2 protein-coding genes (1 of these 2 running past the window's edge) are annotated in these 17,391 nt (G+C 46.8%); both read left to right on the forward strand.

The features are described from left to right. The gene (locus tag EFK13_RS09430) at positions 1-15,093 is read left to right on the forward strand and encodes a non-ribosomal peptide synthetase (RefSeq protein WP_129505648.1); all 15,093 of its coding nucleotides are present in this window, start codon (positions 1-3) and stop codon (positions 15,091-15,093) included. Continuing rightward, a protein-coding gene (locus tag EFK13_RS09435) for a type I polyketide synthase (RefSeq protein WP_129505647.1) crosses the window boundary here: on the forward strand, positions 15,077-17,391 show its start. It continues 11,329 nt past the right edge of the window; 2,315 of the gene's 13,644 nt are visible here — the first part of the coding sequence; the start codon lies at positions 15,077-15,079; its stop codon lies off the right edge, out of view. Before EFK13_RS09430 ends, EFK13_RS09435 begins: the two co-directional genes overlap by 17 nt.

A 17,391-nucleotide genomic window follows, 5' to 3' on the forward strand; every position in this document is an offset into this window, starting at 1 on the left:
ATGAAAAATAATGATAATACCCGCATATTAGCCAATCCTTCTGTCAGCTATGGTGAGCCTTTACATATATCTGAAGAGCAGCCGGCAACAATACCTGAAGTTTTATACAGAACGGCTGCGGAGCTTGGGGATACAAAGGGAATCATTTATTTAGAGCCGGATGGAACTGAAGTGCACCAATCATATGGACAGTTGTGGAATGATGGGTTGCGTATCGTGAAGGGGCTCCGCCAATCAGGCCTGAAAGCAAAACAAAACGTGATTTTGCAGCTTGGCGACAATTCACAGCTTCTCCCTGCGTTCTGGGGATGTGTTTTAGCGGGAATTGTTCCGGCTCCATTAGCCGTTCCGCCAACGTATGCTGAATCGAGCAGCGGGACTCAAAAGCTGAAAGACGCCTGGACGCTTCTTGACAAGCCGGTGGTGATTACAGACCGGGACATGCATCAGGAAATGCTCGATTGGGCGAAAGAACAAGGCCTTGAAGGATTCCGTGCAATTGCTGTAGAGAATTTGCTCAGTTTTGAAGCGGAGGCGGACTGGCATCAATCAAGTCCTGAAGACTTAGCGCTTTTATTGCTGACTTCAGGCAGTACGGGAACGCCAAAAGCGGTTATGCTTAATCATCGAAACATTATGAGCATGGTGAAAGGAATTATTCAAATGCAAGGCTTCACCAGAGAAGATGTCACGTTTAACTGGATGCCGTTTGATCATGTCGGAGGCATCGGGATGCTGCATTTGCGTGATGTCTATCTGGGCTGCCAGGAAATTAACGTCTCAAGCGACACGATCTTAATGGAGCCGCTGAAATGGCTGGATTGGATTGATCATTACCGTGCTTCTGTTACGTGGGCGCCGAATTTTGCGTTCGGCCTGGTCACTGATTTTGCAGAAGAAATGAAAAATCGGAAATGGGATCTGTCCTCAATGCGTTACATGCTCAATGGCGGTGAAGCAATGGTAGCTAAAGTAGGGCGGAGAATGCTTGAGCTTTTAGAGCCCTATGGCCTGCCTGCTGATGCTATCCGGCCTGCATGGGGAATGTCCGAAACGTCATCCGGTGTTATTTTTTCTCATGAGTTTACCCGGGCTGCCACAAGTGATGATGATCATTTTGTCGAAATAGGTTCTCCAATCCCTGGCTTCTCTATGAGAATTGTGAATGACCATAATGAATTGGTTGAGGAAGGCGAGATCGGCCGTTTTCAAGTCTCTGGTCTTCCCGTTACAAGCGGTTATTACCGGCGCCCAGATTTAAATGAGAGTGTGTTTACAGAAGATGGATGGTTTGAAACCGGAGATCTTGGCTTTTTGCGTAATGGACGCTTAACCATAACGGGCCGTACAAAAGATGCGATTATCATTAACGGCATTAATTATTACAGTCATGCGATTGAGTCTGCTGTTGAAGAATTACCGGAAATCGAAACTTCTTATACCGCTGCCTGCGCAGTCCGCGTCGATCAGAATTCAACGGATCAGCTGGCTATCTTCTTTGCCGCTTCCGAAAAAATGAATGATGAGCAGATGTCTCAGCTTCTTAGAAACATACAATCCCATGTCTCGCAGGTGATCGGAGTCACTCCGGAATATTTGCTCCCTGTACAAAAAGAAGAGATTCCGAAAACGGCTATCGGAAAAATACAGCGCACCCAGCTGAAAACTTCATTTGAAAATGGAGAGTTCGACTACTTGCTTCATAAACCCAACCGGGTGAATGGTTCGGTTCAGGGCGGGGAGATGCAGCAAGCAGATCATGCGAAAAGAATAAGGGAAGAGATACAGGCGTATCTGTTTACTTGTTTGACTGATGAGCTTAATGTGTCCCGCGATTGGGTGGAACCAAATGCAAATATCCAAAACCTTGGTGTGAATTCTATTAAATTGATGAAGCTTATTCGGTCGATCGAGAAGAATTACCGTATCAAACTCACAGCCAGAGAGATACATAAGTATCCTACGATTGAACGTTTGGCTGGCTATCTATCTGAACATGAAAGCATCGGCAGCTTGTCTGCTGACAAGGAGGGTGCCGGCACATCCAAAACGAAACCGGAAAGGCGCAAGGCATCTTTCCAGCCTCTATCTGAGGTTCAAAAAGGATTATGGACATTGCAGAAAATGTCACCTGAAAAAAGTGCATATCACGTACCTCTCTGTTTTCAATTTTCGTCAGGCCTTCACCTTGAAACACTACAAAAGGCTTTCGGCCTTGTATTGAATCAGCATCCGATTTTAAAGCACGTCATCCAAGAGAAAGACGGAGTGCCATTTCTTAAACATGAGCCAGCGCTTTCAATTGAAATCAAGACAGAAGACATCTCAGGAATGAAAAAGTCTGCCATCCCTTCTTTTCTTAGAAAGAAAGTAAAGGAACCGTATGTAAAGGAAAACAGCCCGTTAGTGCGTCTCATGAGCTTCTCCAGATCTGAACAAGAGCATTTTTTGCTTATTGTCATTCACCATATGATTTTTGACGGGGTTTCGTCTGTCACATTTATACGCAGTCTGTTTGACAGCTATAAGCTTCTTTTAGAAGGACGGCAGCCGGAAGTGTCAGTTTCTCCTGCGATGTATCATGATTTTGCGGCATGGGAGCAAAACGTGCTTACCGGAAAAACCGGAGAGAGGCATCGTTCATACTGGCAGAAACAGTTATCGGGAACTTTGCCGATTCTTCAGCTGCCTAAGGTTAGTACAAGTTCAGCTGATTTTGAGTTTGAAGAGGAAACATATACCCGGCGGCTTTCCAGCGAATTTATGAATCGGATCAGGACGTTTGCGAAAGAGCATTCTGTGAATGTTTCGACCGTATTCTTGAGCTGCTATATGCTCCTGCTGAGCCGTTATACTGGCCAAAAGGAACAGATTGTCGGCATGCCGGCGATGGTGAGACCGGAAGAAAGATTTGATGCTTCCATTGGACATTTTCTCAATATGCTCCCGATTCGCAGTGAGTTGAATCAGGAAGATATTTTTTCTGAATTTATGTCAAAATTGCAATTAACAATGTTCGATGGGCTTGATCATGCAGTTTATCCTTTTCCGAAAATCGTCAAGGATTTGAATATTCCTCGCAGCCAAACAGGTTCACCGGTATTTCAAACCGCTTTTTTCTATCAGAATTTTCTTCAATCTGGTAGCTATCAAAACTTGTTGAGTCGATATGCGGATTTCTTTACTGTCGATTTCGTTGAGCATATTCATCAAGAGGGCGAATACGAATTAGTCTTTGAACTGTGGGAAACAGAAGAAAAAATGGAACTGAATATTAAATACGATACCGGGCTGTTTGATGCGGCGTCTGTGTCCGCGATATTTGATCATTTTGTTTATGTAACCGAACAGGCGATGCTGAAGCCTTCTCAGCCGTTAAAAGAGTATTCATTATTACCTGAAGCAGAAGAGCAGATGATTCTCAAAACATGGAATGCCACTGACAAAACGTATCCATATACATGTTTTCATGAATTGTTTGAGCAGCAGGCGAAAAAGACGCCTGATAGAGCGGCTGTCAGCTATGCAGATCAAACATTGACGTATCGTGAACTTGATGAAAGAAGCACACAACTGGCCATTTATTTGCAGGCGCATGGCGTGGGACCGGAGCGCCTGGCAGGCATCTATGTGGATCGGTCGCTGAACATGATTGTGGGATTATTGGCAATTCTCAAGGCTGGAGGGGCATATGTGCCGCTAGATCCGTCCTATCCGGCTGAGCGGCTGGAACACATGCTGGAAGACAGTGAAGTTTCCATTACACTGACGACATCAGCATTAGTAAATACTTTGAGTTGGAACGGTGTCAAGACTGCTCTGTTAGATCAAGACTGGGATGAGATCGTACAAACAGCCTCTGATCGAAAAGTGCTTACACGCACTGTCACGCCGGAACACTTGGCATATGTCATTTATACATCCGGCAGCACAGGAAAGCCAAAAGGCGTCATGATACCGCATAAAGCTTTGACAAACTTTCTCGTTTCGATGGGGGAAACGCCGGGGCTTTCGCCAGAGGATAAAATGCTCGCTGTCACAACCTATTGTTTTGATATCGCTGCTCTGGAATTATATTTGCCTTTGATAAAGGGTGCACACTGCTATATTTGTCAAACGGAACATACAAAAGACGTTGAAAAACTGAAGCGGGACATCCAAACGTTCAAACCGACTGTCATGCAGGCAACCCCCGCTACATGGAAGATGCTCTTTTATTCAGGCTGGGAAAATGAAGAGAGAGTGAAAATTCTATGCGGAGGCGAAGCTTTGCCAGAGACATTGAAACAATATTTCTTACATACGGCAAGCGAAGCCTGGAATATGTTTGGGCCAACCGAAACAACAATTTGGTCAGCGGTTCAGCGCATTAATGAAGATTGCTCTCATGCCACGATAGGAAGACCGATCGCCAATACACAAATCTATATTACAGATTCCCAGCTTGCTCCAGTCCCGGCTGGTGTCCCGGGTGAGCTATGCATTGCAGGGGACGGCGTGGCAAAGGGCTATTACAAAAAGCCGGAATTAACGAATGCGAGATTCATTGACAGCCCGTTTAAGCCTGGATCAAAGCTTTATAGAACGGGAGACATGGCGCGCTGGCTTCCGGGAGGACGAATTGAATATATAGGCCGTATCGATAATCAAGTGAAAATCCGCGGATTCCGCGTTGAACTAGGCGATATTGAAAGCAGGCTCAGTGAGCATCCCGGCATTCAGGAATGTGTCGTTGTCGCGGCTGAGGAAAATGGAAGCCATAAGCTTTGTGCCTATTATACTGCTAAACATGCAAATGCTTCTCTTGAGGCAAGAGAGCTGCGTCGATATGTGAAGGACGCTTTACCTGCCTATATGGTGCCTTCTTCTTTTATTCAGCTTGACCGTATGCCGTTGACACCGAATGGAAAGATAGACAGAAACAGTCTTAAGCATAAAGAATTAACCGCAAAGCAGCCAAAGCAAAGGAAGATCTCTCCTTTGAACATTCAGGATGCTGTTTTCATCATTTGGCAGGAAGTATTGAAAATAAGTGACATTGAACGGGAAGACGGATTTTTCGATGTTGGCGGGGATTCGCTTCTCGCAGTTACCGTGGCTGACCGCATCAAACATGAACTATCCTGTGAGTTTTCTGTCACAGACCTGTTTGAGTACTCAACGATCAAAAATATCAGCCAATACATTGCCGAACAGCGAATGGCCGATATACGTGTCTCAGTACCGAAGGAAGAAGCGGTGCATTCTGATCAGTCCAATAGGACGAGCGACCTGCCGGATTATTATGAGGATAGTGTGGCGATTATTGGCATATCGTGTGAGTTCCCCGGGGCGAAAAACCATGAGGAGTTTTGGGAGAACCTGAGAAACGGCAAGGAAAGCATTGCGTTTTTCAATAAAGAAGAGCTTCAGCGCTTTGGCATTTCAGAGGAGAAAGCGGAGAATGCCGGCTATGTTCCGGCTAAATCTTCGATTGATGGGAAAGACAGATTTGACCCAAGCTTCTTTCAAATCTCTCCTAAAGATGCTGAATTTATGGACCCGCAGCTTCGGATGCTGCTGACTCATTCATGGAAAGCAATTGAAGATGCCGGTTATACTGCGAAACAGGTTCCGCAAACCAGTGTTTTTATGTCGGCAAGCAATAACTCTTATCGCGCGCTGCTGCCGTCTGATACAACAGAAAGTCTGGAAACGCCGGACGGCTATGTCTCGTGGGTGCTTGCGCAAAGCGGGACGATTCCGACAATGATTTCTCATAAGCTCGGGCTGAAAGGGCCAAGCTATTTCGTCCACGCCAACTGCTCGTCGTCCCTGATCGGATTGCATTCTGCCTATAAAAGCCTGCTGTCAGGTGAATCTGCTTATGCTTTAGTTGGCGGTGCAACTCTGCATACCGAGTCAAGTATCGGATACATGCATCAGCCGGGGCTGAATTTTTCGAGCGACGGACATATTAAAGCTTTTGACGCTTCAGCTGACGGGATGCTGGGCGGTGAGGGCGTTGCTGTTGTATTGCTGAAAAAAGCAGCTGATGCTGTAAAAGATGGTGATCATATCTATGCTTTGTTGAGAGGCATAGGTGTAAATAACGATGGCGCTGACAAAGTCGGTTTTTATGCTCCAAGTGTCAAAGGACAGGCTGACGTGGTGCAGAAGGTCATGAATCAAACGAAGATACAGCCTGAATCCATCTGTTATGTGGAAGCGCACGGGACCGGAACGAAGCTGGGAGATCCAATCGAGCTGGCAGCTTTAACGAACGTTTACAGGCAATATACAAATAAAACGCAATTTTGCGGTATTGGATCGGTGAAAACCAATATCGGGCATTTAGATACGGCCGCAGGTCTGGCTGGCTGTATTAAAGTCGTGATGAGTCTTTATCATCACGAGCTTGCACCGAGCCTCAATTATAAGGAGCCGAATCCAAATATAGACTTACACAGCTCTCCTTTTTACGTTGTCGATCAAAAGAAAACATTAAGCCAGGACCATAAAACGCACAGGGCTGCGCTAAGCTCGTTCGGACTTGGCGGGACAAACACCCATGCGATTTTTGAACAGTACAAAAGGGATTTTGATCATAGAAAGATAGACGGAACCTGCATCATACCGCTTTCGGCAAAAAATAGTGAGAGGCTGCAAGAGTATGCAGAAGAAATTCTGGCCTATTTGGAAAGAAGAGATCTTGATGCCGGACAGCTTCCTGATTTTGCCTATACGCTTCAGGTCGGGCGGGAAGCGATGGAGTATCGCGTTGCCTTTACTGCTGATCATGTCAATGAGTTAAAACAGAAGCTCATAGATTTTATTAAAGGAAAAACAGCGATTGAAGACTGCTTTCATGGAAGTAAGCACAATGACAGGGAGATGTCATGGCTGACGGAGGACGAGGACAGTGCTGAACTGATCCGAAAGTGGATGTCGAAAGGAAAAGTGAACAAGCTGGCGGAGATTTGGAGCAAGGGAGCGCATATAGATTGGATGCAGCTTTATAAAGGTAAGCGTCCATACAGAATGAGTCTGCCGACATATCCATTTGCAAAGGAACGATATTGGCCATCGCGGAATGACCGCAAGCCGTCGGGTCAGCTATCTGGAAATCAGACAGAGATCGGTTTCATTCATCCGCTGCTCCATCAGAATACATCTGATTTTTCCGAACAGAAATTCACTTCGGTTTTCACTGGTGAGGAATTCTTTCTGAAAGACCATGTGGTAAGAGGTAAGCCGGTGCTTCCTGGTGTTGCGTACCTTGAAATGGCGCACGCGGCTATCAAGCTAGCGGCAGGAAGCCATAATGGCCAAGGGATCAGAATCAGATTGAATCATACAGTCTGGGTTCAGCCTGTTGTGGTTGACAAACATTCGGCTCAAGTAGATATCAGCCTCTTTCCTGAAGAAGATGGAAAAATCACTTTTGATATTTACAGTACACAGGAAGACGGGGACGACCCTGTTATTCATAGTCAAGGCAGTGCGGAGCTGGTATCTACCGCCGAAACGCCGGTCGCTGACCTCGCTGAAATATCACGCCGCTGCGGCAAAGGAAAGATGTCACCCGATCAATTTTACGAAGAAGGCAGAAGCAGAGGGATGTTCCATGGTCCGGCCTTCCAAGGAATTAAGAATGTGGATATAGGAAACAGAGAGGTTTTGGCACAATTGCACCTGCCAGAAATCGTTTCTGGAACGAAGGAACAGTTTGTGCTGCACCCAAGCATCATGGACTCGGCCTTGCAGACGGCAACAATCTGTATCATGCAGGAATTGACTGATCAAAAGCTGATTTTGCCATTTGCGCTTGAAGAGCTTGAGGTACTCAAAGGATGTTCGTCTTCTATGTGGGCTTATGCCCGCTTAAGTGACAGCGATCACTCCGGAGATACTGTTCAGAAAGCGGATATCGATGTCATTGATGAGAGTGGAAACGTATGTGTCAGGGTCAAAGGATTCTCAACGAGAGTATTGGAAGGAGAGGTTCATTCATCAAAGCTGTCCTCACGGCATGAACGCTTATTGCTTGAGCCGGTATGGAAAGAACAGAGTGGCGGACTTGAGGACGGAGACCCATCGTACACAGAGCATATCGTTGTACTCTTTGAGACTGAAGGAAGCGTCACAGACAATCTTACATCAAACATGAAGGATGCCAGTGTCATCACTCTATATGAAGCTGAAGGACATATTGCTGAACGTTATCAGTATTACGCGCAGAACGTGTTGGAGCTTATGAAAAGAATGATCGATGAGCATTCTGCCGGCCGTATCATCATTCAAGCTGTTGTACCGCTTAAAAAAGAGAAACAGTTGTTTGCCGGTGTTTCCGGTTTGCTTAAAACAGCTGAATTAGAGTTCAGCAAACTTACAGCTCAGGTCATCGAGGTCGAAAAACCTGAAGAGATGAATGACCTTCATCTCAAGCTGAAGGACGACAGCCGGAGACCTGCCGATAAACAAATTCGATATGCGGCTGGAAATCGTTTTGTGAAAGGCTGGCGGGAAATGGCGCTGCCTTCCGCTGAAGAGCTTCATATGCCGTGGAGAGACGAAGGCGTTTATCTGATTACAGGCGGAGCAGGAAGCATAGGCCTTCTATTTGCAAAAGAAATTGCCAATCGAACGGTTCGATCCACTATTATCCTGACGGGACGCTCTGTTTTAAGTGAGCGTAAGGAAAATGAACTGGCGGCTCTTCGAGGCATGGGGGCGGAGGTCGTCTATCGAAAGGCTGATGTAAGTGATCAGAGGGCGGTTCGGCGTCTCATGGAGGAAATCAAAGAAAAGCATGGCACTCTTAACGGAATTATTCATGGCGCAGGCAGCATTCAAGATCACTTCATCGTTCATAAAACGAATGAAGAGTTTCAAAAAGTGTTGCAGCCAAAAGTGAGCGGATTGTTACATGTAGATGAATGCAGCAAGGATTTCCCATTAGACTTTTTCGTTTTATTCTCATCAGTTTCCGGATGTTTAGGAAACGCTGGACAAGCCGATTATGCGGCAGCCAATACGTTTATGGATGCATTTGCTGCATACCGAAGCTCTCTTGCGGCATCTAAAAAGCGATTCGGCTCAACCATTTCCTTCAACTGGCCGCTATGGGCAGAAGGCGGTATGCAGGTCGGGTCTGAAGTGGAACAGAGAATGCTGAAAACGATGGGAATGGTCCCGATGCCGACAGATAGCGCCTTAGAAGCATTTTATCAAGGAATAGCATCTGAAAAGCCGCAAGTTTTTGTGATGGAAGGGCAGCTTCAGAAAATGAAGCAAAAACTGCTTTCTGCAGAAACGGCAGGCAAACGGAAGGGGCAGAAAAACGGAGATCAGGCTCACGGTCAGATTCAAAAATTAGAAGCAGCTTTCATTCAAATGGTCGGAGCGATTTTGAAAGTAAACACTGACGATATCGATGTCCATACAGAGCTGAGTGAGTACGGGTTCGATTCGGTTACATTCACTGTCTTTACAAACAAGATCAATGAAGTTTACCAATTGGAACTAACGCCGACCATTTTCTTTGAATATGGAAGCATCCACAGTCTGGCTGAATATGTAATGGCTGCGTATCCGGGTGAATTGAATCAAGATGCTGCTGTTCATGACACAGATGAAAGGCCAAGCTCATTGCACACCTTAAACAGCCTGAGTGCATCATTAAGCAACATGGTCAGTGCGATTTTAAAAGTAGATCGTGCAGATATTGATGTCCATACAGAGCTGAGTGAATACGGATTTGATTCGGTTACATTCACAGTCTTTACTAATCAAATAAACGACGCATATCAATTGGAATTAACGCCGACCATTTTCTTTGAATATGGAAGCATCCAAAGCCTGGCGGAATATTTGATAGAAGAATATGAGGAAACTTTTGCTCAGGAGCCCGAAAAATCAGAGGTGCGAAAAGAGTTACAGACAATATCCTCTGCAGAGCCAAAAACCACAACTCGAAGAAAGCGCCGCTTTACACAGCCTGTTATTGCACAAGCGGAAAGAAACAAAAATCAGACTGCTGATTTTGAGCCAATTGCAATTGTCGGCATCAGCGGCCGATTCCCTGGCGCTATGGATATAGATGAATTTTGGAAAAACCTTGAGGAGGGCAAAGACAGCATCACAGAAGTTCCAAAAGATCGATGGGATTGGCGTGAGTATTATGGAAACCCTGACACTGAAGTTAATAAAACCGACATCAAATGGGGCGGGTTTATTGATGGAATCGCGGAGTTTGATCCGTTGTTTTTTGGTATTTCGCCGCGAGAAGCTCATTATATAGACCCTCAGCAGCGCCTATTAATGACGTATGTATGGAGGGCGCTGGAAGATGCGGGATGCTCACCGCAGCGCCTTTCGGGTACCGGGACCGGTATCTTTATCGGTACAGGAAACACAGGTTATAAAGATCTATTCCATAGAGCGAATCTTCCAATTGAAGGTCATGCGGCTACAGGTCATATGATTCCTTCGGTTGGCCCGAATAGAATGAGTTATTTTCTAAATATTCACGGTCCGAGTGAGCCAGTCGAAACGGCTTGTTCCAGCTCTCTTGTAGCCATTCACCGTGCTGTGACCGCGATGCAAAGCGGCGATTGTGAGATGGCGATCGCAGGAGGCGTAAACACGATCCTGACCGAGGAGGCGCACATTAGCTACAGCAAGGCTGGGATGCTGAGCAAAGACGGCAAGTGTAAAACCTTCTCAGCTGATGCGAATGGTTATGTCAGGGGGGAAGGTGTTGGAATGGTCATGCTGAAAAGGCTGACAGATGCCGAGCGCGATGGGAATCATATTTACGGCGTTATCCGGGGGACGGCGGAAAATCACGGCGGAAGAGCCAATACCCTGACATCACCTAATCCGAAAGCGCAAGCTGATCTGTTAGTGCGTGCATATCGCCAAGCAGGCATAGATCCAAGCACGGTCACATATATCGAAGCGCATGGAACGGGGACTGAGCTGGGGGATCCGATTGAAATAAACGGACTGAAAGCTGCGTTTAACGAACTTTCCAATAAGAGAAGCATTCCGGATCACCGCTGCGGCATCGGCTCAGTGAAAAGCAATATCGGCCATTTAGAGCTTGCTGCAGGTATCTCCGGCCTGATCAAAGTGCTATTGCAAATGAAGCATAAAACGCTAGTGAAAAGCCTGCATTCCGAGACACTTAATCCTTATCTCCAGCTGACTGACAGTCCGTTTTACATCGTTCAGGATAAACAGGAATGGAAGGCAGTCACAGATCATGACGGAAACGAGCTTCCGCGCCGCGCCGGAATCAGTTCGTTTGGGATTGGCGGAGTAAACGCACATATTGTGATTGAGGAATATATTTCAAAAGCCAATTCAGAACAAACAGTACCAGTTCAGCCACACATGATTGTGCTGTCGGCTAAAAATAAAAATAGGCTAAAGGATCGTGCTTCGCAATTGCTGGAGGCGGTTCGCAAGAAAAAATATACAGATCAAGATTTGCACCGCATCGCTTACACCCTGCAAGTTGGACGCGAAGAAATGGATGAGCGTTTGGCATGTATTGCAGGAACGATGCAGGAACTTGAAGATAAACTGCAAGCGTTTGTTGACGGTAAGGAAGGAACTGAAGCATTCTTCCGGGGACAGTCTAATCGAAACAAAGACACCCAGGCCATTTTTACAGCAGATGAGGATATGGCGATGGCAATTGATGCTTGGATCAGAAAAAGAAAATACGCCAAGCTTGCGGATTTATGGGTCAAAGGTGTGTCGATCCAGTGGAATACATTATACGGCGAGACCAAACCGCGCCTAATCAGTCTTCCTTCATATCCATTTGCGAGGGATCACTATTGGGTACCGGAAAAGGAACATTCACAACCGGACAAGAAAGAACTAGCTGATGCTGCTGAAGAGCGCACCGCATGTATTTTGACAAAACAATGGAGTTTGAGTCCGATTGGCTCAACAGTGCCGGGGACACGAACGGTTGCCATCCTGTGCAATCCAGAGACTGCAGATTTGGCAGCTGAAGTGTCTGCGTCTTTTCCGAACCATCTTTTATTAGATGTGAGCCGGATAGACTGCCATCAGTCAGACGTCGATTGGAAAGAGTTTGACGGCATAGTGGATGTCATTGGCTGCGGTGAGCATGATGAAGACCGGCTGGATTGGATTGAATGGGTGCAAAGACTGGTTGAATTCGGGCATAAAGAGGGACTCAGGCTGCTTTGTGTGACAAAGGGACTCGAATCGTTTCAAAACACATCAGTCCGGATGGCGGGCGCCTCACGAGCCGGTTTGTATCGAATGCTTCAAAGCGAATACAGCCATCTTACTTCAAGGCATATGGATGCAGAGGGGATTATTGATCATCATCGTCTCGCGAAGCAGATCGCTGATGAGTTTTATTCAGATTCTCAAGATACGGAGGTTTGCTACAGAGACGGTTTGCGGTATCAGGCTGTTCTACAAGCGCATTCTGAAACAGGCAAGGGAGCCGAACAAAGGGTGACCTTCCCTAAAGACCATGTGCTTTTCATCACAGGCGGGACACGGGGCATTGGCTTATTATGCGCCAGGCATTTTGCAGAGCGCTATGGAGTGAAAAAGCTGGTGCTGACCGGACGAGAGGAGCTTCCTCCACGGGAAGAGTGGGCTCGTTTTGAGACATCGAATACTTCCGCGGCACAGAAAATCCAGGCAGTAAGGGAGCTGGAAGCACAAGGTGTACAAGTGCAAATGCTGTCCCTTACCTTATCTGATGATGCTCAAGTTGGGCAAACGCTGCAACATATCAGGCAAACTTTAGGGCCGATCGGCGGTGTGATTCATTGTGCAGGTCTGACGGATATGGATACGCTGGCGTTCATCAGAAAAACTCCCGGTGATATTCAGCGGGTGCTGGAGCCTAAAGTGTCAGGTCTTACAACGCTTTATCGGCACGTGTGTAACGAGCCATTGCAGTTTTTTGTCTTGTTTTCTTCTGTTTCAGCCATTATTCCGCAGCTTTCGGCGGGACAAGCTGACTATGCGATGGCCAATAGCTATATGGATTATTTCGCGGAAGCACATCAGAACAATGTACCGATCATCAGCGTTCAGTGGCCGAATTGGAAAGAAACCGGTATGGGCGAAGTGACAAATGAGGCATACCGAGAAAGCGGTTTGCTGAGTATTACGAATTCAGAGGGCTTGCGTTTTCTGGATCAACTCTTATCGAAAACGCTTGAACCGGTTGTTCTCCCAGCGGTGACAAATCAAACAAATTGGGAGCCGGAGCTGCTGATGAAGTGGAGAAAACGCCATGAGGAAGGTTTGCGGGAATCGACTTTGCAAAGTCCGCCAGCGAAAGATACCGAAGACATTTTCAAAAGTGAAGGGCTATTATCTGAAACACAGTCCTGGCTAATTGATTTGTTTACTGAAGAGCTGAGAATTGATCGTGAAGACTTCGAGATTGACGGATTATTCCAAGATTATGGAGTGGATTCGATCATTTTGGCGCAGGTCCTTCAGCGTATAAACCGCAAATTAGAAGCAACGCTTGATCCGTCTATTCTGTATGAATACCCGACAATTCAAAGGTTCGCAGATTGGCTGATCGGCTCTTATTCCGAAACGCTGTCCGCACTATTCGGAGACAGGATATTGGATACACCAGCTTCTTCAAAGAACAAAACGGAGGCTGGCGCATCTGACCCTGCGGGGGATTGTGCACAAGCGCCGGCACCGGGCTCTCATGCAGAAGATGTTGCTGTCGTGGGGCTTTCTTGCCGCTTTGCAGGAGCGGATACGCTGGAAACCTATTGGTCGTTATTATCTGAGGGACGTTCGTCAATTGTCCCGGTTCCGGCAGAGCGCTGGGGCTGTAAGACGCCATATTATGCCGGCGTGATTGATGACGTCAGCCATTTTGATCCTGATTACTTTCTGCTTCATGAAGAAGATGTGAGGGCAATGGACCCGCAGGCATTACTCGTATTGGAGGAGTGTCTGAAACTCTTGTATCACGCCGGGTATACACCTGAGGAAATAAAAGGGAAACCAGTCGGCGTTTATATTGGAGGCAGAAGCCAGCACAAACCTGATGAAGAGAGTCTTCATTATGCTAAGAATCCGATCGTGACAGTCGGCCAAAATTATTTAGCGGCTAATGTTTCACAATTTTTTGATGTCCGCGGCCCGAGTGTTGTAGTTGATACAGCATGTTCCTCAGCATTGGTCGGCATGAATATGGCCATACAGGCCCTGCGCAGCGGAGATATTCAATCAGCGTTAGTCGGCGGTGTCAGCCTGCTGAACTCAGATGCCTCACACAGGCTGTTCGACCGGCGCGGCATTTTAAGCAAGCATTCATCCTTCCATGTGTTTGATGAGCGTGCTGACGGAGTTGTATTGGGTGAAGGCGTAGGAATGGTCATGTTAAAAACGGTCAAACAAGCGCTCGAAGATGGGGATACCATATATGCTGTCGTGAAAGCGGCCTCGGTCAATAACGATGGAAGAACGGCAGGACCGGCCACACCTAATCTGGAGGCGCAAAAGGAAGTCATGAAAGACGCGCTTGCCAAAAGCGGAAAAAAACCAGAGGACATCAGCTATCTTGAAGCGAACGGGTCTGGTTCAATGGTAACCGATTTGCTCGAACTGAAAGCGATCCAATCGGTGTACCGTTCAGGTCACGCACCGCATCTTTCTCTCGGTTCAATCAAGCCGAACATCGGGCACCCGTTATGTGCTGAAGGGATCGCCAGTTTGATCAAGGTTGTGCTGATGCTGAAAGAGCGAAGTTTTGTCCCGTTTTTGTCAGGTGAAAAAGAGATGGCGCATTTCGATAAACAGAAAGCAAACATCACGTTCAGCCGAACGCTGGAAAAATGGACAGATTCGCAGCCTGCAGCGGCGATTAACTGCTTTGCCGATGGGGGGACGAATGCTCATGTCATCTTAGAGGCGTGGGAAGAAGATGAAAAACGCGCGATCAAACGCAGTCCGATATCGCCTCCTCAATTAAAGAAACGGGCGTTTTCGCATGGCGAGTCAAAGCCGGAAGCGGAGACCTTAAACAAGGCTGCGGCAAACATATGGGATACTTATGAGGTGGAGGTCTAACGTGAAAAATCTAACGAAACAACTCACATTATCGTTAAAAAATCCGTTTATTTATCACCATGTGGTTTACGGACAAAATGTCCTGCCGGGATTGGCTTATATTGATATGATCTACCAAATATTCAGAGAACACGGCTACGAATGCTCAGAGCTTCAGCTGCGCAATTTATCCATCTATCAGCCGCTGACGGTGGGACAGAATGCGGTGATCGTTCTCGATATCCAATGCACGGAGAAAAAGGAAGGAAAGTGGCAAATCTCAGCTAAAGGCTTTGAAAAACGTGATGGGAATAGAGCCTCAGAAGAAAAGCTCTATATGAAGGCTGACATGCATGTCCACTCTCCGGTTGTGTTTGAAGAAACACTGGATCTCAATCAGATCAAAGCAGCTGCGCAGAACATTGTTCAGCTTGATGATGTATATGAACAATGCAGACGCCAAGAACTGGTGCACAGCGAATATATGAAAGCAGAAGGCTGCATCTATGAAGAGGAAGACGGCGTTATTCTTGATCTTTCTCTCGGCTCTGAAGCCATGCAACACGCAGAAGGCTTTATGTTTCATCCAACTCTCATAGACGGGAGCGGGGTGGGTGCCAATAACTTGCTCACATCTTTGCTTAAAGGAGAACAGAGGCTGTATTTGCCTCTGTTCTATGAATCCTTTTCCGCTTCAGCACTTTTGCAGACCCATAGCTTGACAAGAATTAAACGCTCCTCCGTCCGGCAGGAAAAAGAGCTGATTTATGTAACACTTGAGTTTTTTAATGCTTCGGGAGAAAAAGTGGCTGAACTGAAAAATTTCACAAGCAAACTAGTGCGTGAAGCAGAGCTGATTAGCGGAAAACAACAGGATGTACAGGAGCAAAAAGAGCTGAAAAAGGACATGGCTGAGCATACTCAAGCCGCCAACGCAGTATTTTCATCCGGCAGTATGGGGGCCTATGGCGGGGCTGAACAGTTTGTCAGCCAATTAATCGCAGACAAAATCAATAAGCCGATCGAACAGGTTGAAAAGCAGGTCGGCTATTATCAAATGGGATTGAATTCATCAGGCTTGCTTGAAGTGGTAGAAACCATCAGTGACAGGATCGGTGAGAGCCTTTCACCGACTCTCCTGTTTGAGCATACCACCATTGCGGAGTTGTCAGCGTTTCTTGCCGAGGAATATGCTGAGCATTTTAGTGCCGCTGGTTCTCTTGAGCAAAATGAAAGAGAACACGTCTCCGATAGCGTAAACGGCCATAAGGCTGCCGAGGCTTTCCGTACCGCACCTTCTGAGGCAGCGGGCGACATTGCGATTATCGGCTTGGCGGGCAGGTATCCGAAGGCAAACAACATTCATGAATTTTGGAATAACCTGAAAGAAGGGAAGGATTGTATTAGCGAGATTCCTAAGTCGCGTTGGGATTGGCGGCGCTTTGAAGGAATCACGTCTCCTTCAGGTAAGGATATTTCCAAATGGGGCGGATTTATTGATGATCCAGACTGCTTCGATCCTCAATTTTTCAGAATCACACCGAGAGAAGCAGAGACAATGGACCCTCAGGAGCGGCTGTTTTTAGAAACCTGCTGGGAAACGATTGAGGATGCAGGCTACACACCGAAGACGTTGGCCAAGCCAAAAGGACGGAACAAAAGACAGCATGTAGGTGTTTTTGCGGGCGTCATGCACAAGGATTATACATTAGTCGGCGCTGAAGAAGCATCAGCAGAAAATGTATTTCCTCTCTCTCTTAACTATGCGCAAATCGCCAATCGTGTATCTTATTTTTGTAATTTCCACGGTCCAAGCATGGCGGTTGATACGGTATGCTCCTCATCTTTGACTGCTGTACATCTGGCGTTGGAAAGCATTCGCCACGGTGAGTGCGATGTCGCGTTAGCGGGCGGAGTGAACCTGTCGCTTCATCCTAATAAATATATGACATACGGAGTCTGGGATATGTTTTCCACTGACGGACACTGCCGTACGTTTGGGAAGGATGGGGACGGCTATGTGCCGGCCGAAGGGATCGGTGCGGTTTTATTAAAGCCGTTGCGCCAGGCGGAGGAAGACGGAGATCGCATTTATGCAGTCATTAAAGGAAGTGCTGTGAATCATGTGGGCACTGTAAGCGGCATTTCAGTGCCGAGTCCTGTTTCTCAAGCTGATCTGATTGAGGCATGCTTGGAGAAAACGGGAATTGACCCGCGGACGATCAGTTATGTGGAAGCACATGGAACAGGTACATCCTTAGGAGATCCGATCGAACTACAGGGGCTGGTGAAAGCATTCCGCCAATATACACAGGATCG

It is taken from the genome of Bacillus cabrialesii (genome assembly GCF_004124315.2).
In the GTDB taxonomy this organism is placed as follows: Bacteria; Bacillota; Bacilli; order Bacillales; family Bacillaceae; genus Bacillus; species Bacillus cabrialesii.

Bases quoted from the DNA above. Each gene is read 5' to 3' on its own strand.
- EFK13_RS09430 (WP_129505648.1), top strand. From the start codon at position 1: ATGAAAAATAATGATAATACCCGCATATTAGCCAATCCTTCTGTCAGC.